The following is a 19,291-nucleotide window of genomic DNA, read 5'->3' as shown; positions in this document are numbered from 1 at the left end:
ATATAATTACTCTATCTAAATATTATAAATATAATTTGTATTATGGATTCTGTCTGCCGTGACCTTTTCGAGCTTCTTTACGCTGAGCTTCAAGACGGGTGCGGAAATTTCTATCGAAAGCCTTAGTATATGTCTTATTTAACAAATCACGATTAGCTTGTTGGAAAGTAGGATGGTCGCTTTCAATTTCAGCAAATTTATTAGTATCAACGTTATCAATATTTTTTTGCTTTTTAAATCTATTAAATCTTGTTTTTGCTTTTTCTTCTTCTTTATTTTCTTCTCTTAGTTCAAGCCATGTTGTTGTAATTTCTTTTACTTTCTCAGATGCTTTTAATAATGGCATATGTTCGTACTGAACGGCATTAGCAAGAGCTACTTGTGCTTGCACAAATGAAACTGTACTGAGGGAAATATTGGCTGCTATATCTAAAGGTTTTAAAGCGTATTTTGGAACATCTAAGAAATCACCAATAACTTTTTTAGTGTCATCACTTAAGCCAGTAAGGTTAAGTAAAGGTTTTGCAATATAATCAATATAACCACTTGTTAATGCGCTTGGAGCTTTCATTGAGAAAAATATTGAATATTTTATTATAGTAATAGCAAACATATCTGATGAAGATAAAGGACTTGCATATTGATTATATTCAGGAGTCAAGAAGTAATCTGTACCTTGAGCTTCCGTAAATAACCTAATAGCATGATGTTTTTTAAATTTTTCTAAAATTCCTTTTTCTTCTAAACCTTCTTCGACATGATCGAGATAAGGATGTATTGTACTTAATAAGGTATTTAAAAGAGCGATTTTAGCATTATTTATATCTTCAGGATTATTTCTAAATAATTCGCCATAGTTTTTATTTTTACGGTCAACGTTATCAAACCCTGCCATGAAAACTGCATCTTTATCCCAATAAGAAGGGATATGTTGTAACTCTTCCTTAAATTTCATTAATCTAAAGAGGGTAGAGGCGTCCAATCCTTTTTCTGAAGTCATTTGTTGCATATAAGTTGCGACTAATGCACCAAACTGATATTTCTTCTTATCTTCAGCATTTAATTTTTGGTAATTTAATTTTTTTACGCGAGGCATAAAACCCTACCTTTTATTAATGATTTGCGACTAAAAGAGTTTGTAAAAATTCACTCGATCTTTCATCGTTCGATATATGGCTCGTTTTAGTATCTTTACTTATATAATAATCACTTATACAAGAAATAAGATTTTTATCAATTAAGTTCTTGTAAATAGTGGCAATATTAGTTAAATGCTCGTCAAAACTAACATCGTAATTTTCATCATTTACCGAGTTGGTTGTAACGTATTTAAAGAAATCATCATTAACTTTAAATTTAAATAAGTTGATTCTGAATTCCTCACTGTAATGTTCTTTTAAATTATTGATAATACTACCAATATTTTTTTCAATAGTCTTATAGTTGCTAAATATCGCAAAGCTTTCAGCTTCGGTTAAAGAATCACCCTGTACCATTTTATTAACAATTTTCTTTAAACTTTCAAAGCTACGTCGGTCATTTTTAAGTTCTAAAATTTTGTTTTTTGAAACTTTTTCTAATAATCTGAAAGCCATAACTACCATTTCCATAGAAAAGGTAATATAGCTATAAAGATCAGAGGTAATTAATTCAATATAGGTTTCTTCATCATCAGAAAGCTGAGTTAAGAAAGCAGTGCTAAGATGGAAATCAAGCCTTTTTCTAAGCTCCTTAGTCTTACTTATGCTTAAATCATTATTCTTTATATATTCGCTTAAAGCTTCAGCCTTAAGTTCTTCAACATTTTCAGTAAAAAATGCTAAATTTTTACCTATGTGACTAACATTAATCTCATAATCATCGATTAGTTTAATCAATAAGTTCTTGATTTTATTAAATTTTAAATCTGGATGCATTGCTTATTAACACATTAATATATACCTAAGTAACATATTAACATGTATTTTATTACCGTTCAACTTATTTACCAAATTTTGTCAATTCAACTGCCGCTCTAATTTCTATATCATTGATTATTTGAATTAATTTAGGATCGTCAGAATTTTCCTCTTTTAACTTAAGTAATTGATTCTCAATATTAATCAAATTTTCCTCACTTAAGCGACCATTTAAAAGAGCAGTTTTGAGGCTATTTAATTCCTTTAACACATCTCTAGCGTTTGAAATTACACGCTTTTTCTTTTCTTTAGTTAATTCATCGGCTATATCGGGAATAATAAAGATGCTTTGTGTGGCCTGAATATTTTGCTGGCTTGAAAGCTTTTCTGCTTGGGCTTTGCTAAGTGCATCTGAAAAGCCAGTTCCACCTTTGTTTTTACTACCTTTATTTACCCCTGAAACTGAAGTTACAGGTTTATTTGATTCTATTCGCATTCTTTATTTTACCTTACATGGATCGAAATCTATAATCACCTTTTCCTTTCCTTCTTTCTTAACAACTAATATCTTACCATAACTAATTAAAACTTGTTCGGTACCCTCAGGTAGTACAATTTTGTTTACTTTTGTTAAACATTCGACTAGTTTTGCCTCCGTAGTATTTTTAGTTAACTTAAAAAAAACTAAGCCAAGTAGAGTCATGCTACCAACGGCAAGGACAATTGACATTACAGCTACAATAACTCTTAAACCTTTTAGGTATTTTGAGTCGATCTCTTTATTAATATTGTCATTATGATGCATATGGATAACATTTTAAAGTTTAATCATATAATTTTACCAAGTAGAGAGAGGTTAGACAAGATTTTAAGTGAACTATTAATTGAAAAAAATATTTCAAGGTCTAGAATTCAAAAACTTATTAATGATGAAAAAGTTTTAGTTGATAATATTATAATAAAAGACCCTTCGCAAAAATTTTCAAATATAAGTGAAATTGTTGTAAATCTTCCTGCGCCAGAACCAACTAATATAATCCCAAAAAATAGCCAAAGTTTTGATGTTATATTTGAAGATGAGGATTTAATTGTTATAAATAAACCGCCCTTTGTTACTGTGCACCCAGGTGCTGGTAATTATCAAGATACACTTGTTAATGAGTTAGTTGCATATGTTGGTGATAATTTATCTGGGGTTGGCGGTATATTACGTCCGGGTATTGTGCATAGACTTGATAAAGATACAAGTGGACTTATGATTATTGCAAAAAATGATAAAGCTCATCATTCATTATCAAATCAATTAAAAACTCGTGAACTTTCTAGAAAATATTATGCGCTGGTTTATGGTGTACCTTCTCCTAAAAAGGGAGTAATTACAACCCAAATTGCAAGAGATAGAATTAACCGCACAAAAATGAAAGTTGTGAAATCTGGAGGAAGGGAAGCAATTACTGAATATAAAGTAATTGAAATTTATTTAGATGATAGATTTTCATTAGTTGAATGTAGCCTTAAAACTGGTAGAACTCACCAAATTAGGGTTCATATGACTCATATAGGCCATTCTATTATAGGCGATAAAACTTATGGAAGTAAGAGAGGTAAGGGAGTGCAAGCTCTTCCAGAAGAAGTTAAAGTTTCAATCGAAACCTTCAAACGTCAAGCTTTACATGCGTTTAGCCTAGGGTTCATTCACCCAGAAACTAATGAACCAATGCAGTTTGAAATAGAATTAAATGATGATATGAAAGTATTAATTGAAACGCTTAAAGAAAATGTATAATTAAGGCTATTACACTATTAAATCTTATAGTTTGCTACGAAGTCCTTGATTCATTTTTATCTTTTCAGCAAAACTTGTATACCAGTCATTTTGTAGAACGTTTTTATGTTTTTGATCTGTAGCTTTATTTACAAATCTAAATAAACCATTTTCATTTCTTACCTCTGATTCTTTAAAATAATTTGAGGTTATTTGTGCACGATAATTAGTTGGTAATGATGCAGAAAATATATCTTTTTGGGAAAAATCATCATTAAATTTAATTCCATAATTTTCCTCTAAATTTATTTGTTTTGGATGAAATGCTAATAATTGTGGAGGAATTATATTCTCATGGACTAATACTTCGTTTAAGTACAAATAAAGGCTATTTTTGTCTCCTTGAACTCTCTTATCATTTACGCTGACACTAAATGGTATGGAACTTAAAGGATGAAATATTATATATTTTCCAGGCATTAGATCTTTTCTTAACTCATTTGCTTGTTGTTTATTAGCTATATATTCTTCAAGGCTATGTGCAGAGGATATATAACTTCTTAAATCGGAATGGGGTCTAAATTCCCTGTTAAAAACAAAAGTTTTACTAACATTGACTAAAATCGATACCATATTTACATCCGAAAAATATTTTAATCTTTCTTCAGGAATATATTGAAAATAAATAAAATCAGGTTCGTTCGTAAAAAAAATTATAATTGGGAACTTTTACTTTACCTTCTTTACTTAACTGAAGCTTTGATTTTAAACCTTCTTTTTGAATAACTTCTAAATCAACATTTGATACTACTGAATAGAGACGTATGGTGTTAGGACCTTCAGTGATATGAATATCTTCTAACTTTAATATTTTTTCCTGATGATATTTTACATAATCAACAAATTTAGTCATAATTTAACCTTATAAAATTTTAAGTTAACATACATAATTATTAATAAATTGTCAATCCTTAACTAAATCTTTATAAAAATGTTATTTTTTAGATAGGGTTAAGCTAAAAAGACTTTTCTTGCTTTAAAAAGCCATGTTAGTATTAAATATTACTAATAAGTTTTGATTACCTTTTATGACATTGCACAATAAATTTAAAATTGAATCTGAATACAAACCAGCAGGGGATCAGCCAAAGGCAATTGATCAACTTTGTGAAGGTATTTTAAAAGGGGAAAGAAACCAAGTTTTGCTTGGTGTTACCGGTTCTGGTAAAACTTTTACTATGGCCAATGTTATTGAAAGGTTACAACGTCCAGCTCTTATAATGGCGCATAATAAAACACTTGCTGCTCAATTATATAATGAAATGAAAACCTTTTTTTCTCATAATGCAGTTGAATATTTCGTTTCATATTATGACTATTATCAGCCAGAGGCTTATATTCCAAGATCAGATGTTTATATTGAAAAAACTGCGCAAATAAATGAGCAGATTGATCTTATGCGACATTCGGCCACACGCTCCGCTCTTGAAAGAAGAGATTGTATTATAGTTTCTTCTGTTTCTTGTATTTATGGTCTTGGCTCGCCCGACCTTTATTCAGGTATGGCCGTGCACATTAAGCAAGGTGAAAAGTTAAATAGAGAAGAATTTATAAAAAGATTAGTTGCACTTCAATATAACCGTAATGATTTTGAAGCTAAGCGCGGTACTTTTAGAGTAAGAGGAGAAAATGTCGATGTTATTCCCGCTCACTATTCTGAGAAAGGTTGGTCAATTTGTTTCTTTGGTGATGAGATAGATTATATCGCTGAATTTGACATTATTACTGGTAAAAAAGAAGCTAAGCTTAAACAAGCAGTAATTTATTCAAGTTCGCATTATGTTACACCAGTTGATACAATGCAAAGAGCAATTACAAATATTAAGCATGAGCTAGTAGATAGGTTAGATCATTTTAGAACAATTCAAAAATTACTTGAAGCGCAAAGGTTAGAGCAAAGAACTCAGTTTGATATTGAAATGATGATTGAAACAGGTAGTTGTAAGGGTATTGAAAACTATTCAAGATTCCTTTCAGGTAGAAGACCGGGTGACCCACCACCGACGTTGTTTGAATATTTACCAAAAGATACACTATATTTTATTGATGAAAGCCATGTTACAGTTTCACAAATCGGAGGGATGTATAATGGTGATAGATCGCGTAAAACAACGCTTGTAGAGCATGGGTTTAGATTACCTTCAGCACTAGATAACAGGCCACTTAAATTTGAAGAATGGAATGAATTAAGAGGAACTACTGTTTTTGTTTCAGCAACACCTGGTAAATATGAACTTGAACTAACAGGTGGAAAATATGTTGAGCAAGTTATTCGCCCAACAGGACTTATTGACCCACTTTGTATTATTAAACCTGCAACTCACCAAGTTGATGATTTGCTTAAAGAATGCCATGATGCTGTACAAAAAGGCGAAAGAGTTTTAGTCACAACTTTAACTAAAAAAATGGCTGAGGATTTAACAGGTTATTTAAGTAATATAGGCCTTAAAGTGTCATATTTACATTCTGATATTCAAACTTTAGAAAGAGTTGAGATTATAAATAATTTAAGAAGAGGGGACGTCGATATAATTGTAGGTATTAACCTTCTTAGAGAAGGGCTTGATATACCGGAATGCGCATTGGTTGCCATCCTCGATGCTGATAAAGAAGGTTTCTTAAGGTCAGAAACTTCTCTTATTCAGACGATTGGACGCGCTGCTAGAAATCTTAATGGTAGAGTAATTCTTTACGCCGATAATATTACTAAATCGATTGACAAAGCGGTTAGTGAAACCAAAAGGCGAAGAGAATTACAGATGGAATACAATAAAACACATGGTATTAATCCTGCATCTATTAGCAAATATATTTCAGAACATTCTAACTTTACCAGATCTAAAGATGATGAAATTAATATCGATGAACTTGGTAAACTTATTGATAAAAAACGCAAAGAAATGTTACAACTTGCATCTGATCTTGAATTCGAAAAAGCTGCTCGTCTAAGAGATGAAGTGAAAAAACTCGAAGAAAAAGCGCTTGGGGTTAGAAAATAACCATAAATCATGAAGTGATTTTGGCATAGGCTAGCCTATTTTAATTAAATTAAAATCTTATGTTTTATCTGCGCAGATATTATTAGTAAGATATGTATAAACTCAAATTCCAGTAAAAGTTTATACATAAGCCTAAATTAACAAATCAAAAATTTTCTGTCAAATTACTCTTAATTTTTATGAGTATTCAATATGTTAAATGATTTTATATAAGTAATTATATCATTATATTTACAGCTTAATTGCCCCACTATATAATCCCTAAAAAATAATTAATTACATTAATAAGATATGTTCATAGTTGATTCCCATTGCCACTTAAATTTTGATGATTTTGCAAATGATTTTTCTGAAGTTTTAAATAGAGCTGAAGAAAACGGTGTAAAAATAATGCAAACAATTTGCACTCGTCTTTCGGAGTTTGAGGAAATTAAACAGATAGCCGAAAAATATAGTAATATTTATTGTTCGGTTGGAGTTCATCCTTGTAATGTAATAGAAGCAGAAATTGTAAGCGTTGAAAAATTATTAGAACTATCTAATCATTCAAAGGTAATAGGTTTTGGAGAAACAGGGCTTGATTACTACCATGAACCTTTTGATAAAGATAAACAAATTCAAAGTTTTAAAAATCATATTGAAGCAGCGCGTTTAACTGGTAAGCCGGTGATTATTCATACGCGTGATGCTGAAGAGGATACAATAAATATACTTAGAGAAGAAATGAAAAAAGGGAAGTTTAAAGGGCTTCTTCATTGCTTTACAGGTACTCAAAATTTATGTGAAGCTGCTTTAGAATTAGGTATTTATATCTCTGTTTCAGGTATTATAACTTTTAAAAATGCTAAAGAATTACAAGCAACAATAAAAAACGTTTCTCTTAAAAATTTATTAGTTGAAACTGATGCTCCATATCTTGCGCCAACGCCTCATCGTGGCAAACGTAATGAACCTGGGTATACAAAACATGTAGTCGAATTTTTAGCTGGATTAAAAGAAGTTGATGTAAATGAAGTGGCAGAAATTACTACAAAGAATTTTAAAGAATTATTTAATATAGTTTAAATCTTACGTTTCAAAAATTATATTTGAAATCTGACCCCAAGTTCTACTACTTGATCGTGTGGGATTTTATAAAACTCATGAGGTGAAAGAGCGTTATTATATAAGAAAATGTAAAATCTTTCTGAAAACCCATTTAAAGTTCCTGATGTAGAAGAGATAGGAATACTACGACTAAAGAAAATTGAAACTTCTTCCTGCTCACCTAAAATATGATGTTCTCTTGCAACTTCAATCATTTTATCGAAATCAATGATCTCTTTAAAGCCAACGTTTACTAATATTCTAAACCAATTAATATTAATTCTCTCTACAGTAAATTTTTTTTCTAGAGAGACACGTGGAACGCTTTGAGGACAAATTGAAATAAAAATAATTTTATTATGTAATAATTTATTATGTTTTAAATGTATTAGTAAGGAATTAGGTATTTTATGAATAAATTTACTCATAAATATTGCAGTGTGCGGTAAATGAATAGGAAATCCTTGTTGGTAATTTGGTAAATATGTATCTAAATGTTTATTGATAAGTAAGTTTTTATATTTTATTAAGGCATTACCTTTAATCCAAACTGTTATAGTGTAAGTTACTATTGCGCTTATTAAAACTGTATACCACGCACCCTCAAACAATTTAATAAAATTGGTTAAAACAAATGTAGTGTCTAAGAAAAATAAAGGAATAAAAAGACAACCTAGTTTAAATTTATTCCATTTCCATTCTTTCCAAGCAAGAAGGAATGCTAAAATTGTACTAATTAGCATAACCCCAGCTACACTTAAACCGTAAGCAACCGCTAAGTTTTCCGAAGTTTTAAATTTAAGTACAGCGCCTATAGTCAGGAAATAAAGTATATAATTTACAACTGGAAGATAAACTTGCCCCATTTTAGAAGAGGTAAAAACTACCTTCATTTTCGGCAAATAATTTCTTAAAGTTGCTTGCCACGCAATTGAAAATACTCCTGAAATAACCGATTGAGAAGCAATTATTGTGGCAATAGAGGCGAATATAATTAAGGGGTATAAAAGTGTTTCTGGCACTAAATGATAAAATGGGTTTGTTATTGCTTCAGGTGAGTTTAATAAGAGAGCGCCTTGACCTAAGTAATTTAAAATAAGAGCAGGAAAAATAAAAAGGTGCCATGAAAGAGAGATGGAAAATCTATCAAAATGACCAAGGTCAGCATATAACGCTTCTACACCTGTAATAACTAATATAATTCCACCAATAGTTAAAAGACCGGTGAAACCATTATTGATCATAAAATTAACAATATAATATGGATTGAAAGCTTTTAATATTTCTGGCATTTGAAAGATGTTATAGATACCTAAAATACTTAAAGTAATAAACCATAAAACCATTATAGGACCAAAAAATAAACCTATTTTTCCAGTGCCGTGTTTTTGAAAAAAGAAAAGAAGAGTTAGAATAACTAAGGAAAACGGCATTATATAAGGTTCAAGTGATGGAGAAATTACCTCTATTCCTTCAAGCGCACTTAAAACAGAAATGGCAGGGGTAATAATTCCTTCGCCAAAAAATAAAGAAGTTGCAATTATTCCAAGAGCAAGAGGAAAAATTCGATATTTTCCTATTTTTAATTTGCGGCAAAGTGAGGATATGACTAATGTTCCACCTTCACCTTGATTATTTATAGTTAAAATTAAGCAAACATATTTTATCGTTACGACTAAAAATAACGTCCAAATAAACATACTAATTAGTCCAAGTATATTCATGTCATTTACGGGCAAATTACCTATTAAAAAGCAATTTTTTAAAGCATATAAAGGGCTAGTACCAATATCACCATAGACGATACCTATAGCTCCAATAATAAGAGATTTAAGAGGAGTTTTGTTAGTCATAGTTAGTTAAATTATTAAGAATTATGTAATTTAGGATAGCTTATATAACAAATAATGTCTAGTTAGAAATCAAAAAATTGATTTATAAAACTTACCTTATGAAAGTAGAACTTTAAAATAAATTCCTTGTAATAATTTGAAAAATGTATTTAAATTTTAATAAGTGTAAATATTATTCACTGGTTAAAATGCAAAAATACATTTCTTATACTAAGCTAATTGGTTTATTCTTAGGTCCATTAGTTTTTACAAGCCTTATGTTAACTCCAAATCCAGATATAATTCCACTACCCGTATGGAAATTTCTTGCTTGTACGAGCTTTATGATTATTTGGTGGGTATTTGAGCCGGTACCATACGCTGTGACTGCTCTTTTACCAGCAGTACTTTATCCTGTAACAGGTGTGTTAAGTTCATACGATACTTTTAGCGCTTATGGTAACCCTTATATATTTTTATTCATGGGAGGTTTCTTTATAGCTATTGCGCTAGAAAAGCATAATCTTCATAGTTTTATTGCATACAGAGCTATAAAAGTAATAGGTTTTGATCCAAGTAAAGTAGTATTAGGTATGATGTCTGCTACGTATTTTTTAAGTATGTGGATGAGTAATACAGCAGCTTGTATGATGATGCTTCCAATTGCTATTAGTATAATAAATATGCTTGGAAATACTGTTGAAGACAATAAATATAAAACTAATTTTATTACAAGTTTATTACTTAGTATTCCATATGCGGCTACTATTGGAGGAACTGCAACTGTAATAGGTAGTCCACCAAATATTATTCTTGCAAGTTTTTTTGCTGAATCTTTTGAAGTAGATATAAGTTTTGTTAAATGGTTATATTTTGGTATCCCATTTTCAGTAATAATGCTATTTGCAGGTTGGATAATTCTAACGAAAATACTTTTTCGCTCAAAATTTAGATTCGATTCATTAGATCATTACATTAAAGAAGAATTTGCAGAATATTTTTTAACTAATAGCCAAGTAAAAGTATTAGTTATTTTCTTATTTACAATTTTTCTTTGGATTGTAAGGCCGTTTTTAGCTAATGCCACAACTTTTGAAATAAATGATGAAATTATTGCTGTATTCTGTGGATTGTTATTATTTGTAACGCCTATTAATTTAACGAAAGGTAAATTTCTCTTAGAATGGAAAGATACTGAAAAACTACCCTGGGGAATTTTATTATTATTTGGTGGTGGTATAGCAATTAGTAGTGCAATAAATTACTTAGAAATTTTCAAAGTTATCGGCAATTTTGTAAAAGCTAATGGTAAAATTACACAATTAAGTTTTATATTAATTTCCGTAATTGTTATAGCTATTATCACTGAGTTTATAAATAATACGGCTTTATCAGTTTCTGTAATACCAATTATGGCAGCTTTATGTATTGCGCTTGGTTTTAATCCATTAATTGTATCGTTAATTGCGACCTTTACTCTATCTCTTTCATTTATGCTTGCAATTGCAACTCCTCCAAATTCATTTGTATTTATCAATGACCATTTGAATGGTAAAGATATGGCAAAGGCAGGATTTTTACTAAAAATTGTGGGGATAATTCTAATAATTATTTTCTACACTTCAGGTTTATTTGACGTTTATAAAATTGATTTCAAAGTAGTTCAACAGCTTGAAACTACATGATCTTTAAAGAGTTTTGTATATAATATTTATGCAAAACTCTTTTTATAAATATTAAAACTTCTTTTAATTTTACTCATTTTAGAATAAATTTATTTTTGATAAATAATTTTAAAGAGTAATAAATGGTTGATTTCACCCAGCTTGGCAGTGATATTAATAGCATTCCAAATTATAAAATATATGGACTTGTTACTTCAGTTAAAGGGCTTTTAATTGAAGGAGAAGGACTTGCTGGAATTGCAGGAATTGGTGCAAGGTGCTTAATTGAAGCGCATCAAAATCATAAAATACTTTGTGAAGTTGTAGGTATTGAAAATAATAAAGTTAAGCTTATTCCTTATGAAGATGTTCAAGGAATTGCCGCTGGTAATAAAATTGAATTTTTATCTGAGCAAGGTAATTGTTTTCCACATGATTCATGGCTTGGTAGAATTCTTAATGCAAATGCAGAACCAATTGATGAATTAGGTGGAATTAAATTTGGTAATCTTGCTTATAATTTAAAAGCTCATCCACCTTCTTCGCATAAAAGAAGGAGAGTTGAAGGAAAATTAGATTTAGGAATTAAATCACTAAATACTTTTACAACCTGTTGCTATGGCCAAAGGATGGGTATTTTTGCAGGATCTGGTGTTGGAAAATCAATGCTACTTGCAATGATTACGAAATATTCTAAAGCGGATGTTAAGGTAATTGGACTCATTGGAGAAAGAGGAAGAGAGCTTAAGGAATTTATAGAAGAATACTTAGGGCCTGAAGGTTTAAAAAATGCTGTAGTAATAGTTGCAACTAGTGATGAATCTCCATTACTTAGAAAGCAAGCAGCGTTTTTAAGTATGTCGGTTGCTGAATATTTTAGAGATCAAGGAAAAGAAGTTTTGCTTATGATGGATAGTGTAACCAGGTTTGCGATGGCTCAAAGAGAAATAGGTTTATCATGTGGTGAGCCCCCAGCTACAAAAGGTTATACGCCAACAGTATTCTCTGAATTACCAAAATTATTAGAAAGAGCAGGGCCTGGAACTTCAGAACAAGGTAATATTACAGGATTATTTAGTGTACTTGTCGAAGGGGATGATACGAATGAGCCTATCTCCGATGCTGTTAGAGGTATATTAGATGGGCATATTATATTAGATAGAGAAATAGCAGAAAGAGGAAGATTTCCAGCAATAAACGTTCTTAAAAGTATTTCTCGTACAATGCCTGGATGTAATACTAAAGAAGAATATGCGCTAGTTCAAAAATCACGTCAAATTATGGCAACTTATAATGATATGAATGAAATTATAAGAATTGGTGCTTATAAAAAAGGAAGCGACCCCGAAGTTGATTTATCAATTAAACTTCAACCTTTATTTGAAGATTTTTTACGACAATCGCCTGGTGATGCTTTCAATTTTGAATATTGTTATACTGAGGTTGAAAAGATTTTAGCTAATAAATAAATTAAAATAGGCTAGTTAGAATTACCAGCCTATTTTAATTTATTTAGTTACATTTGGCTTGCAAAGTAATCTAAATGGGATTTTTTAGTATTATAAATTCTTTGTAATCTAGTTTTTACATGGTCTGGTAAATCAGAATTTAAAGCTTCCTCAAAAGCATTTAAAATTAATTTTGAATTAGTATGTAAAGCACTCATTACACCTTTGTCACTAACAAGTCCACGCATTGCTGCATAGCCTTGCATAAAGAATCCTTTAAAATCACGTGAATGAATAGGTGCTTCTCTACCATATTCATGAGTTAAAGCTGCTAAGTCTTTTATATTTCTCTCACATTCAACTTTCATTTTTGTGAGTTTTTCTTTTAATGCTTTATTTTTAACGTTATCGATAGCTTGACTTAAAATAAATGAGCCATCAATTTCATATTGAGTTAGTGTTTGTAAATGTTTTGCCACATCTTCATTATTTGCAGGTTGCGCTATTGAATCTGAAGCTAAACCATTTAAAGTAATTAATGTTAAAGCTACATAAAAGGAACGTTTAAATATAGATTTCATAAATAATCTCCATTATTAAATAAATTATTATAAAGATAATTTCCTTATCTTTTATTACCGATACCAACTTCGCCACCTGCGCCAGGTGCATAAGGTGTGGAATCATCTATACGACCAGCTTTTTCATCATCCTCTGGCGTATCTAACAAATGTGAATGTAGAGGCATTTTATATTGATGCGTTTCATCATCATTTTTTTTGTGAAATTGTTGATCTAAACTTATTTCTAAAGTTAAATTGTTAGTTCTGTTACTCATGATAAACCCTCCAAGTAAAATTTAATTTATACAGTAAGGCGAGTAAATTTCTAAAATAAGGCAAAAGAAATTTTATATATTTATAATGATTTAATGGTTAAAATACCTTTAATATCAATTATATAATTAATATTACAATTCATTTTATAAAAAGTAAAAATAAAATTTATGTAAAAGATATTTTAAATTTTTTGTTGACGAAGAAGCAGTTAAATAACTGCTTCTTGCTCTTCTAATTTAGGGAAAATTACTTTAGGTTCTGGTAAGATGATACCAGTTTGTAATTCGTTGAAAATATTTTTGAAATTTCTTTCATTTTCTGGAATTGAAAGTAAATCAAGCATATTAGTTGCAAGGCTTGGCATGAAAGGAATAAGCAAAATACCAATAACTTTAATAGAGAAAATTAAATGGTAAAGTGAATGTTCCATAAGTTCTGGATTTTCTTTTTTTAATTTCCATGGAGCTTTTTCATCAATATATGCATTTGCAAGGTTACCAATGTTAATTATTGTTTCTAATGCTTCACTGAATTCATGGTTAAGAAAATTTTTGTGATATTCTTCAACTAGTTTTTTAACTTCGTTACTTAAATTATCTTCATCACGTTTATTTGGAATTATTCCGCCACAATTTTTATTTAGGAAAGATAAGGTGCGTTGGCTTAAGTTACCTATGTTATTTGATAATTCGCTATTAATTCTTCTAATAGCATTTAGCTTTGCATAATTTCCATCATTTCCAAATGGTACTTCACGAAGTAAAAAATAACGGGTTTGATCTAAGCCAAAAAAATTAACTAAATCATATGGATTAATAACATTGCCAAGAGATTTAGAAATTTTTTGTCCTTCATTTGTCCACCATCCGTGGGCTATAATTTGTTTTGGTAAAGGAAGGTCAGCTGCCATTAAGAAAGCAGGCCAGTATACAGCATGGAATCTTAAAATATCTTTCCCTACTAAATGCACTGCTTTATCCCAGAAATTTTTATAAAGATCTGAACTCTCATCAGGGTAACCAAGCGCAGAAATATAATTAGTTAAAGCATCAAGCCAAACATACATTACATGTTTTTCGTCATTAGGAACAGGTACTCCCCAAGAAAAGCTTGTACGAGAAACCGAAAGATCTTTTAAACCAGATTTAACAAAACTTATTACTTCATTTCTTCTAGATTTTGGCCAAATAAAATTAGGATTTTCTTCATAAAATTTAAGTAACTTGTCTTGGAATTTTGATAATGAGAAGAAATAGCTTGGCTCTTCTACCCATTCAACAGGAGCACCTGTTGGAGCTTTACCGTCAACAAGTTCAGACTCTTGATAAAAAGCTTCATCTCTTATTGCATACCAGCCAGCGTATGATCCAAGGTAAATATGACCATTATCTTTTAATTTATTCCAAAAGGCTTGCGCAGCTTTTTTATGTCTGCTTTCAGTAGTTCTAATAAAATCATCATTTGAAAGATTTAATTTTCCTGACATTTCACGAAATTTACCTGAATAAAAATCAGTAAATTCTTGAGGGGTCATATTATTTTTTTGGCTTGAGCTCGCAACTTTTTGACCATGTTCGTCTGTACCTGTAAGAAAATATACTTTCTCATCATTTAATCTGTGGTATCTGGCCATTACATCTGCAGCTATACTTGTATAAGCATGTCCAATATGTGGAACGTCATTAACGTAATAAATTGGAGTAGTAATATAAAAGGTATTCGACATATCTATTGTTTCCTTTCAAACATCTTTGTTACTAAGAAAATAACTTGATTATAATCCATATTAATTCTTTGTAAATCATTTAGTAATATATTAGCTTCATTAGATAAATTAAATAAATTAAATTTATCAAGGTTACTAGCTATTTTCGGTAAATTTTCTTCCTCAAAATGGGTAAGAGTAACTGGAACATTTAAATGTAATTTTAAACAAATATTAATTAATCTTGTAATTAAAAACCAGCCAGTTTCATGTTTTATTTCTGGAAGCGATTTAATATCTAAAATTTTTGAATTATTTAGAATAATACTAATTAATTTGTAATAAAAATCTAAAGCTTTTGTATTAATGAATTCTACAACTTTACCCGGACAATTATCGGTTATAGTCATTAAATCAATAATTTCATTACTAGAAGGAAGATTTGGGGTTGAGTCTAAAACCTGAGTACATAAATCAGAAGAAAGTCCTAAAAATTTTATAATCGCACAACGTGATTTAATAGTTTTAATTACTTTATGCACATTATGGCTTATGAGAAAAATAAAAACGTTAGTTTTTGGTTCTTCCACTACCTTTAAAAGTGCATTAGCAGCATTTATACTTATTGAATCAATGTCATCAATAATAATAATTTTGAATCCAGAGTTTGTACTAGTAAGTTTCACAAACTCCCCAACTTCTCTTACTTTTTCAATAGGTATAAGTTTATTTTGAATAGAATCAGAATCTATAATGAGAATTTCAGGGTGAATTATATTGGTAGTTTTTAAAACTTTAGTTGCAATAAACTTTGCTGCTGTAGCTTTTCCAATACCCTTTGGGCCTGTAAATAGCCAGCTATTAATAGGTCTTTCGCCAGTAATTCTGTTTAAAACTAAATCAATTTGTTGTTTATGACCTAAAATTTGCATTGGTGATTTACTTTAAATATATTATTAATTGGAGTGAAGAATATATTGTACAATAAATCATAAAAATGCCAGAATTAATTAGAAATTTATATAAAAATTATTTAAAACAAAATAATTATAATTTTGATAAAGAGCAGGAAAATCTAAGCATTGCCTTAGATAATCTCCTAAAACGCTTTGACCATTTTCAAAAAAGAAAAACAAGCATTACTAATAAAATTTTAGGAAAAGTTTTTAGCGTAAGCATTGAATCTCCTAAGGGTCTATATATTTATGGAGGAGTAGGTAAAGGTAAGACCTTTTTAATGAAGCTTTTTTTTGAATCTGTAAAGACTGACAGAAAGTTATTTATACATTTTCATGATTTTATAAAAATTATTCATGAAAACCTTCATGTAATTAGAAATAAGAGTAAAGATAGAAATACCGGAATCACAGATCCTATACAAGCTTTAGCCGAGAAATTTTGTAAAGATTTTGATATAATTTGCTTAGATGAATTGCATCTTTTAGATGTTTCTGACGCCATGATACTTTCAAGAGTTTTTGCAGAATTCTATAAATTAGGTATGGTTTTCGTAGTAACGTCTAACCGTGAACCAGAAGATTTATACAAGCAAGACTATGGAAAAGAGCATTTTCGGAATTTTATTGAGCAATTACTTATGAAAATGGAAGTATATAATCTTACAAGTCCTGAAGATTATAGAATGAATAAGATAAAAGCCTTAAAAGAAGTATATTTTGTACAAAATGAAACTAAATTAAATGATATTGTTGCAAATGTATTTAAAGATTTAGAATTTGAACCGGTAGCTATAGAAGTTATGGGTAGAGAACTTAAATTAAGAAAAACATATAAAAATATTCTTTTAACAGATTTCAAAGAATTATGTGAAAATCCGTTATCACAGCTAGATTATATAGAAATTTGTAAGAAATTTGCCTTGATAATTATTAATAATATCCCTAAAATGTCCTTAGAAATGCACAATGAAGCTAAAAGATTTATGATGCTTATTGATCAAATGTATAATCATAATGTGCTATTAATTTGTAATGCTTATACAAAGCCTGAAGAGCTTTATTTAGATGGAAAAGGGGCTTTTGAATTCCAAAGGACTATTTCAAGGCTTAACGAAATGCAATCAGAAAGTTATATTAAGAAAAATTCGGCTTCTGATTTTTTAAAAGGAGCGTAAAATGAAAGTAATATTGGCGCAGCCTAGAGGTTTTTGCGCAGGTGTTGAAAGAGCAATTGATATTGTTGAACAAGCTTTAAAAAAATATGGACCTCCAGTTTATGTTAGACACGAGATTGTTCACAATAAATATGTTGTGGAAAGTTTACGTTCAAAAGGAGCAATATTTGTCGATGAATTGGCAGAAATTCCTGAAGGCGCTGTAACAATTTTTAGTGCCCATGGTGTAGCTGAAGAAGTTGAAAATGGCGCTGAAATTCGTAACCTTGATGTTATAGATGCAACTTGCCCTTTGGTAACCAAAGTACATAGAGAAGCTCAAAATTTAGAAGCTAAAGGGTATGATATTATCCTTATCGGTCATGAAGGTCATCCTGAAGTGATAGGTACTGCAGGTAGAGTAAATAAACCTGTTACCCTTGTATCGTCAGTAAGTGATGTGGAAAAAATTCAAATTAATGATCCCAATAAAGTTGGTTATGTAACTCAAACTACCTTAAGTGTTGATGAGACAAAAGAAATTATTGAAGCTTTAAAAAACAAGTTTCCAAATATAATTGGCCCTAATTTAAAAGACATTTGTTACGCTACTCAAAACCGCCAAAATGCAGTAAAAGATTTGTCAAATATGGTGGATTTGATTCTTGTAATAGGAGCTAAAAATAGCTCAAATTCTAATAGACTTCGCGATCTAGGAGAAGAAATGGGGGTTAGAAGCTATTTAATTTCAGGTCCTGAAAGTATAGTTTCTGAATGGTTTAGCAATGTTAAAAAAGCTGTAGGTATAACCGCAGGTGCTTCTGCTCCTGAAATATTGGTCGAACAAGTAATTGAGCGTATAAAAGAAATTTCTGGTACTATTTCCGTTTCTACAATGGAAGGTGTAATTGAGAATACTAAATTTAAGCTACCAAAAAAACTTTTAGTTGAAGCGTAAATGAGTGTTTTTAAAGGTGTTACAGCAGGTATAACTGCTACTTTTTTATGGGCTTTTCTTCCAACGCTCTGTAAAATAGCTTTAAGCGGAACAAATATAAATCAATTCCTTTTATTGCGCTATATTGTAGCCTTTTCTACACTATTCTACTTAACTCGTAGAACTTTTAGAAAATTTAATCAAATCCCTTTATGGATTTGGTGCGCTATATTCTTTACAATTACAACGCATAACTTAACACAAGCTTTGTGTTTAAAAGAAATTCCGGTCTCATGGTATATAATATTTTTTTCATGCGCACCTATTTTAACTTATATGTTATTACCCGGCTCTAAAAACAAAGGATTTTATGCCTGCTTTTTATTAGCTATATATGGAACTTATGTATTTTTAAATCCTGAAGATATTGTGCAATTACAAAGTAAAATGGGTTTAGTATTTTTATTTGTAAGTATAATGAGTTGGGTCATTATCACGCGACTTATTATATATTTTCAAAAAGTATATAATGATTTTGAAATCGCATATATTTTAAATACCTGTAACTTAATTGGTGCGGTTACCTTATTTTTACTAAGTGGTTCAGATTTAAATTTAAATTGGAAAGTATCCCTTATACCAATAATATTTATAGGCATAATGTCACCGCTTGCAGTTTTATTGTTCTCATTATCATTAAGAATATTACCAAAATTTGGGATTGCTTCTCAATATCTTGAATTAGTGTTTGGTGTAATAATTGGTTTTATCTTTTTTAATGAAATCCCTAGTAACCAGCAATTTCTCGGATCAGGTTTAATTATTACCGCTCTTTTAGGAACAACTTTATTAAAAAATAAGTCACAAAATTAATTCATTACTTAACTTTTGATTACAATTTAATTGACGTACTAAATTATTAATTTTATAAATTTTAAGTAATGT

At 29.9% G+C, this 19,291-nt stretch carries 19 protein-coding genes; 8 read left to right on the top strand and 11 right to left on the bottom strand.

Going from position 1 to position 19,291, the window contains the following annotated elements; translation table 11 throughout:
- Positions 1-40: 40 nt before the first annotated feature.
- The 4 genes from J0H68_04960 to J0H68_04945 all read right to left on the bottom strand — a co-directional run bounded on the left by J0H68_04960 (position 41) and on the right by J0H68_04945 (position 2,703).
- Positions 41-1,096: a hypothetical protein gene (locus J0H68_04960; protein MBN8828037.1), complete on the bottom strand. Its 1,056-nt coding sequence runs from the start codon at positions 1,094-1,096 to the stop codon at positions 41-43.
- Between the two features lie 16 nt (positions 1,097-1,112).
- A complete protein-coding gene (locus J0H68_04955; GenBank protein MBN8828036.1) occupies positions 1,113-1,916 on the bottom strand; it encodes a hypothetical protein in 804 nt (267 codons plus the stop codon).
- Between the two features lie 64 nt (positions 1,917-1,980).
- Positions 1,981-2,394 (bottom strand): flagellar assembly protein FliX, encoded by a 414-nt coding sequence (locus J0H68_04950; GenBank protein MBN8828035.1) that lies wholly within the window; start codon positions 2,392-2,394, stop codon positions 1,981-1,983.
- Positions 2,395-2,397: 3 nt separating this feature from the next.
- Complete coding sequence (locus J0H68_04945) at positions 2,398-2,703, bottom strand: hypothetical protein (GenBank protein ID MBN8828034.1); 306 nt, start codon at positions 2,701-2,703, stop codon at positions 2,398-2,400.
- Between J0H68_04945 and J0H68_04940 the strand changes: the two genes are divergently transcribed.
- Entirely contained in the window at positions 2,704-3,684 is a 981-nt protein-coding gene (locus J0H68_04940; GenBank protein MBN8828033.1) for an RluA family pseudouridine synthase, read from the top strand.
- Between the two features lie 24 nt (positions 3,685-3,708).
- Here the strand turns inward: J0H68_04940 and J0H68_04935 are convergent, their stop codons facing one another.
- Both J0H68_04935 and J0H68_04930 read right to left on the bottom strand, forming a co-directional pair.
- The gene (locus J0H68_04935; protein MBN8828032.1) at positions 3,709-4,296 is read right to left on the bottom strand and encodes a hypothetical protein; all 588 of its coding nucleotides are present in this window, start codon (positions 4,294-4,296) and stop codon (positions 3,709-3,711) included.
- Between the two features lie 58 nt (positions 4,297-4,354).
- On the bottom strand, positions 4,355-4,576 hold the full coding sequence (locus tag J0H68_04930) for a hypothetical protein (protein MBN8828031.1): 222 nt from the start codon (positions 4,574-4,576) through the stop codon (positions 4,355-4,357).
- Between the two features lie 175 nt (positions 4,577-4,751).
- On the opposite strand from J0H68_04930, the gene uvrB reads away from it, so the two are divergent.
- Complete coding sequence (uvrB, locus tag J0H68_04925; protein ID MBN8828030.1) at positions 4,752-6,722, top strand: excinuclease ABC subunit UvrB; 1,971 nt, start codon at positions 4,752-4,754, stop codon at positions 6,720-6,722.
- Between the two features lie 291 nt (positions 6,723-7,013).
- The gene (locus J0H68_04920) at positions 7,014-7,787 is read left to right on the top strand and encodes a TatD family hydrolase (GenBank protein MBN8828029.1); all 774 of its coding nucleotides are present in this window, start codon (positions 7,014-7,016) and stop codon (positions 7,785-7,787) included.
- A 17-nt stretch (positions 7,788-7,804) separates the two neighbouring features.
- On the opposite strand, the gene J0H68_04915 is transcribed toward J0H68_04920, so the two are convergent.
- The gene (locus J0H68_04915) at positions 7,805-9,661 is read right to left on the bottom strand and encodes a KUP/HAK/KT family potassium transporter (GenBank protein ID MBN8828028.1); all 1,857 of its coding nucleotides are present in this window, start codon (positions 9,659-9,661) and stop codon (positions 7,805-7,807) included.
- A 188-nt stretch (positions 9,662-9,849) separates the two neighbouring features.
- Between J0H68_04915 and J0H68_04910 the strand changes: the two genes are divergently transcribed.
- Positions 9,850-11,325 (top strand): DASS family sodium-coupled anion symporter, encoded by a 1,476-nt coding sequence (locus J0H68_04910; protein MBN8828027.1) that lies wholly within the window; start codon positions 9,850-9,852, stop codon positions 11,323-11,325.
- 122 nt (positions 11,326-11,447) lie between these two features.
- The gene (gene fliI / locus J0H68_04905; protein MBN8828026.1) at positions 11,448-12,773 is read left to right on the top strand and encodes a flagellar protein export ATPase FliI; all 1,326 of its coding nucleotides are present in this window, start codon (positions 11,448-11,450) and stop codon (positions 12,771-12,773) included.
- 47 nt (positions 12,774-12,820) lie between these two features.
- Here fliI and J0H68_04900 read toward each other — a convergent pair whose 3' ends face one another.
- The 4 genes from J0H68_04900 to J0H68_04885 form a co-directional block, all read right to left on the bottom strand.
- Positions 12,821-13,333, bottom strand: coding sequence for a DUF2383 domain-containing protein (locus J0H68_04900; protein ID MBN8828025.1), 513 nt, complete (start codon positions 13,331-13,333; stop codon positions 12,821-12,823).
- 44 nt (positions 13,334-13,377) lie between these two features.
- The gene (locus J0H68_04895) at positions 13,378-13,590 is read right to left on the bottom strand and encodes a hypothetical protein (GenBank protein ID MBN8828024.1); all 213 of its coding nucleotides are present in this window, start codon (positions 13,588-13,590) and stop codon (positions 13,378-13,380) included.
- A 209-nt stretch (positions 13,591-13,799) separates the two neighbouring features.
- A complete protein-coding gene (locus J0H68_04890) occupies positions 13,800-15,317 on the bottom strand; it encodes a methionine--tRNA ligase (GenBank protein ID MBN8828023.1) in 1,518 nt (505 codons plus the stop codon).
- A gap of 2 nt (positions 15,318-15,319) precedes the next feature.
- Positions 15,320-16,228: an AAA family ATPase gene (locus J0H68_04885; GenBank protein MBN8828022.1), complete on the bottom strand. Its 909-nt coding sequence runs from the start codon at positions 16,226-16,228 to the stop codon at positions 15,320-15,322.
- A 65-nt stretch (positions 16,229-16,293) separates the two neighbouring features.
- Between J0H68_04885 and zapE the strand changes: the two genes are divergently transcribed.
- Genes zapE through J0H68_04870 form a run of 3 tightly spaced genes read left to right on the top strand, consistent with a single transcriptional unit; the run spans position 16,294 to position 19,219 of the window.
- On the top strand, positions 16,294-17,430 hold the full coding sequence (gene zapE, locus J0H68_04880) for a cell division protein ZapE (GenBank protein ID MBN8828021.1): 1,137 nt from the start codon (positions 16,294-16,296) through the stop codon (positions 17,428-17,430).
- A 1-nt stretch (position 17,431) separates the two neighbouring features.
- Complete coding sequence (gene ispH, locus J0H68_04875) at positions 17,432-18,367, top strand: 4-hydroxy-3-methylbut-2-enyl diphosphate reductase (protein ID MBN8828020.1); 936 nt, start codon at positions 17,432-17,434, stop codon at positions 18,365-18,367.
- The gene (locus tag J0H68_04870) at positions 18,368-19,219 is read left to right on the top strand and encodes a DMT family transporter (GenBank protein ID MBN8828019.1); all 852 of its coding nucleotides are present in this window, start codon (positions 18,368-18,370) and stop codon (positions 19,217-19,219) included.
- The last annotated feature ends 72 nt before the right edge of the window (positions 19,220-19,291 follow it).

The sequence above is a fragment of the Sphingobacteriia bacterium genome (genome assembly GCA_017304685.1).
In the GTDB taxonomy this organism is placed as follows: domain Bacteria; phylum Pseudomonadota; class Alphaproteobacteria; order Rickettsiales; family 33-17; genus JAFKLR01.
This window is presented reverse-complemented; position numbering and strand designations above follow the sequence as displayed.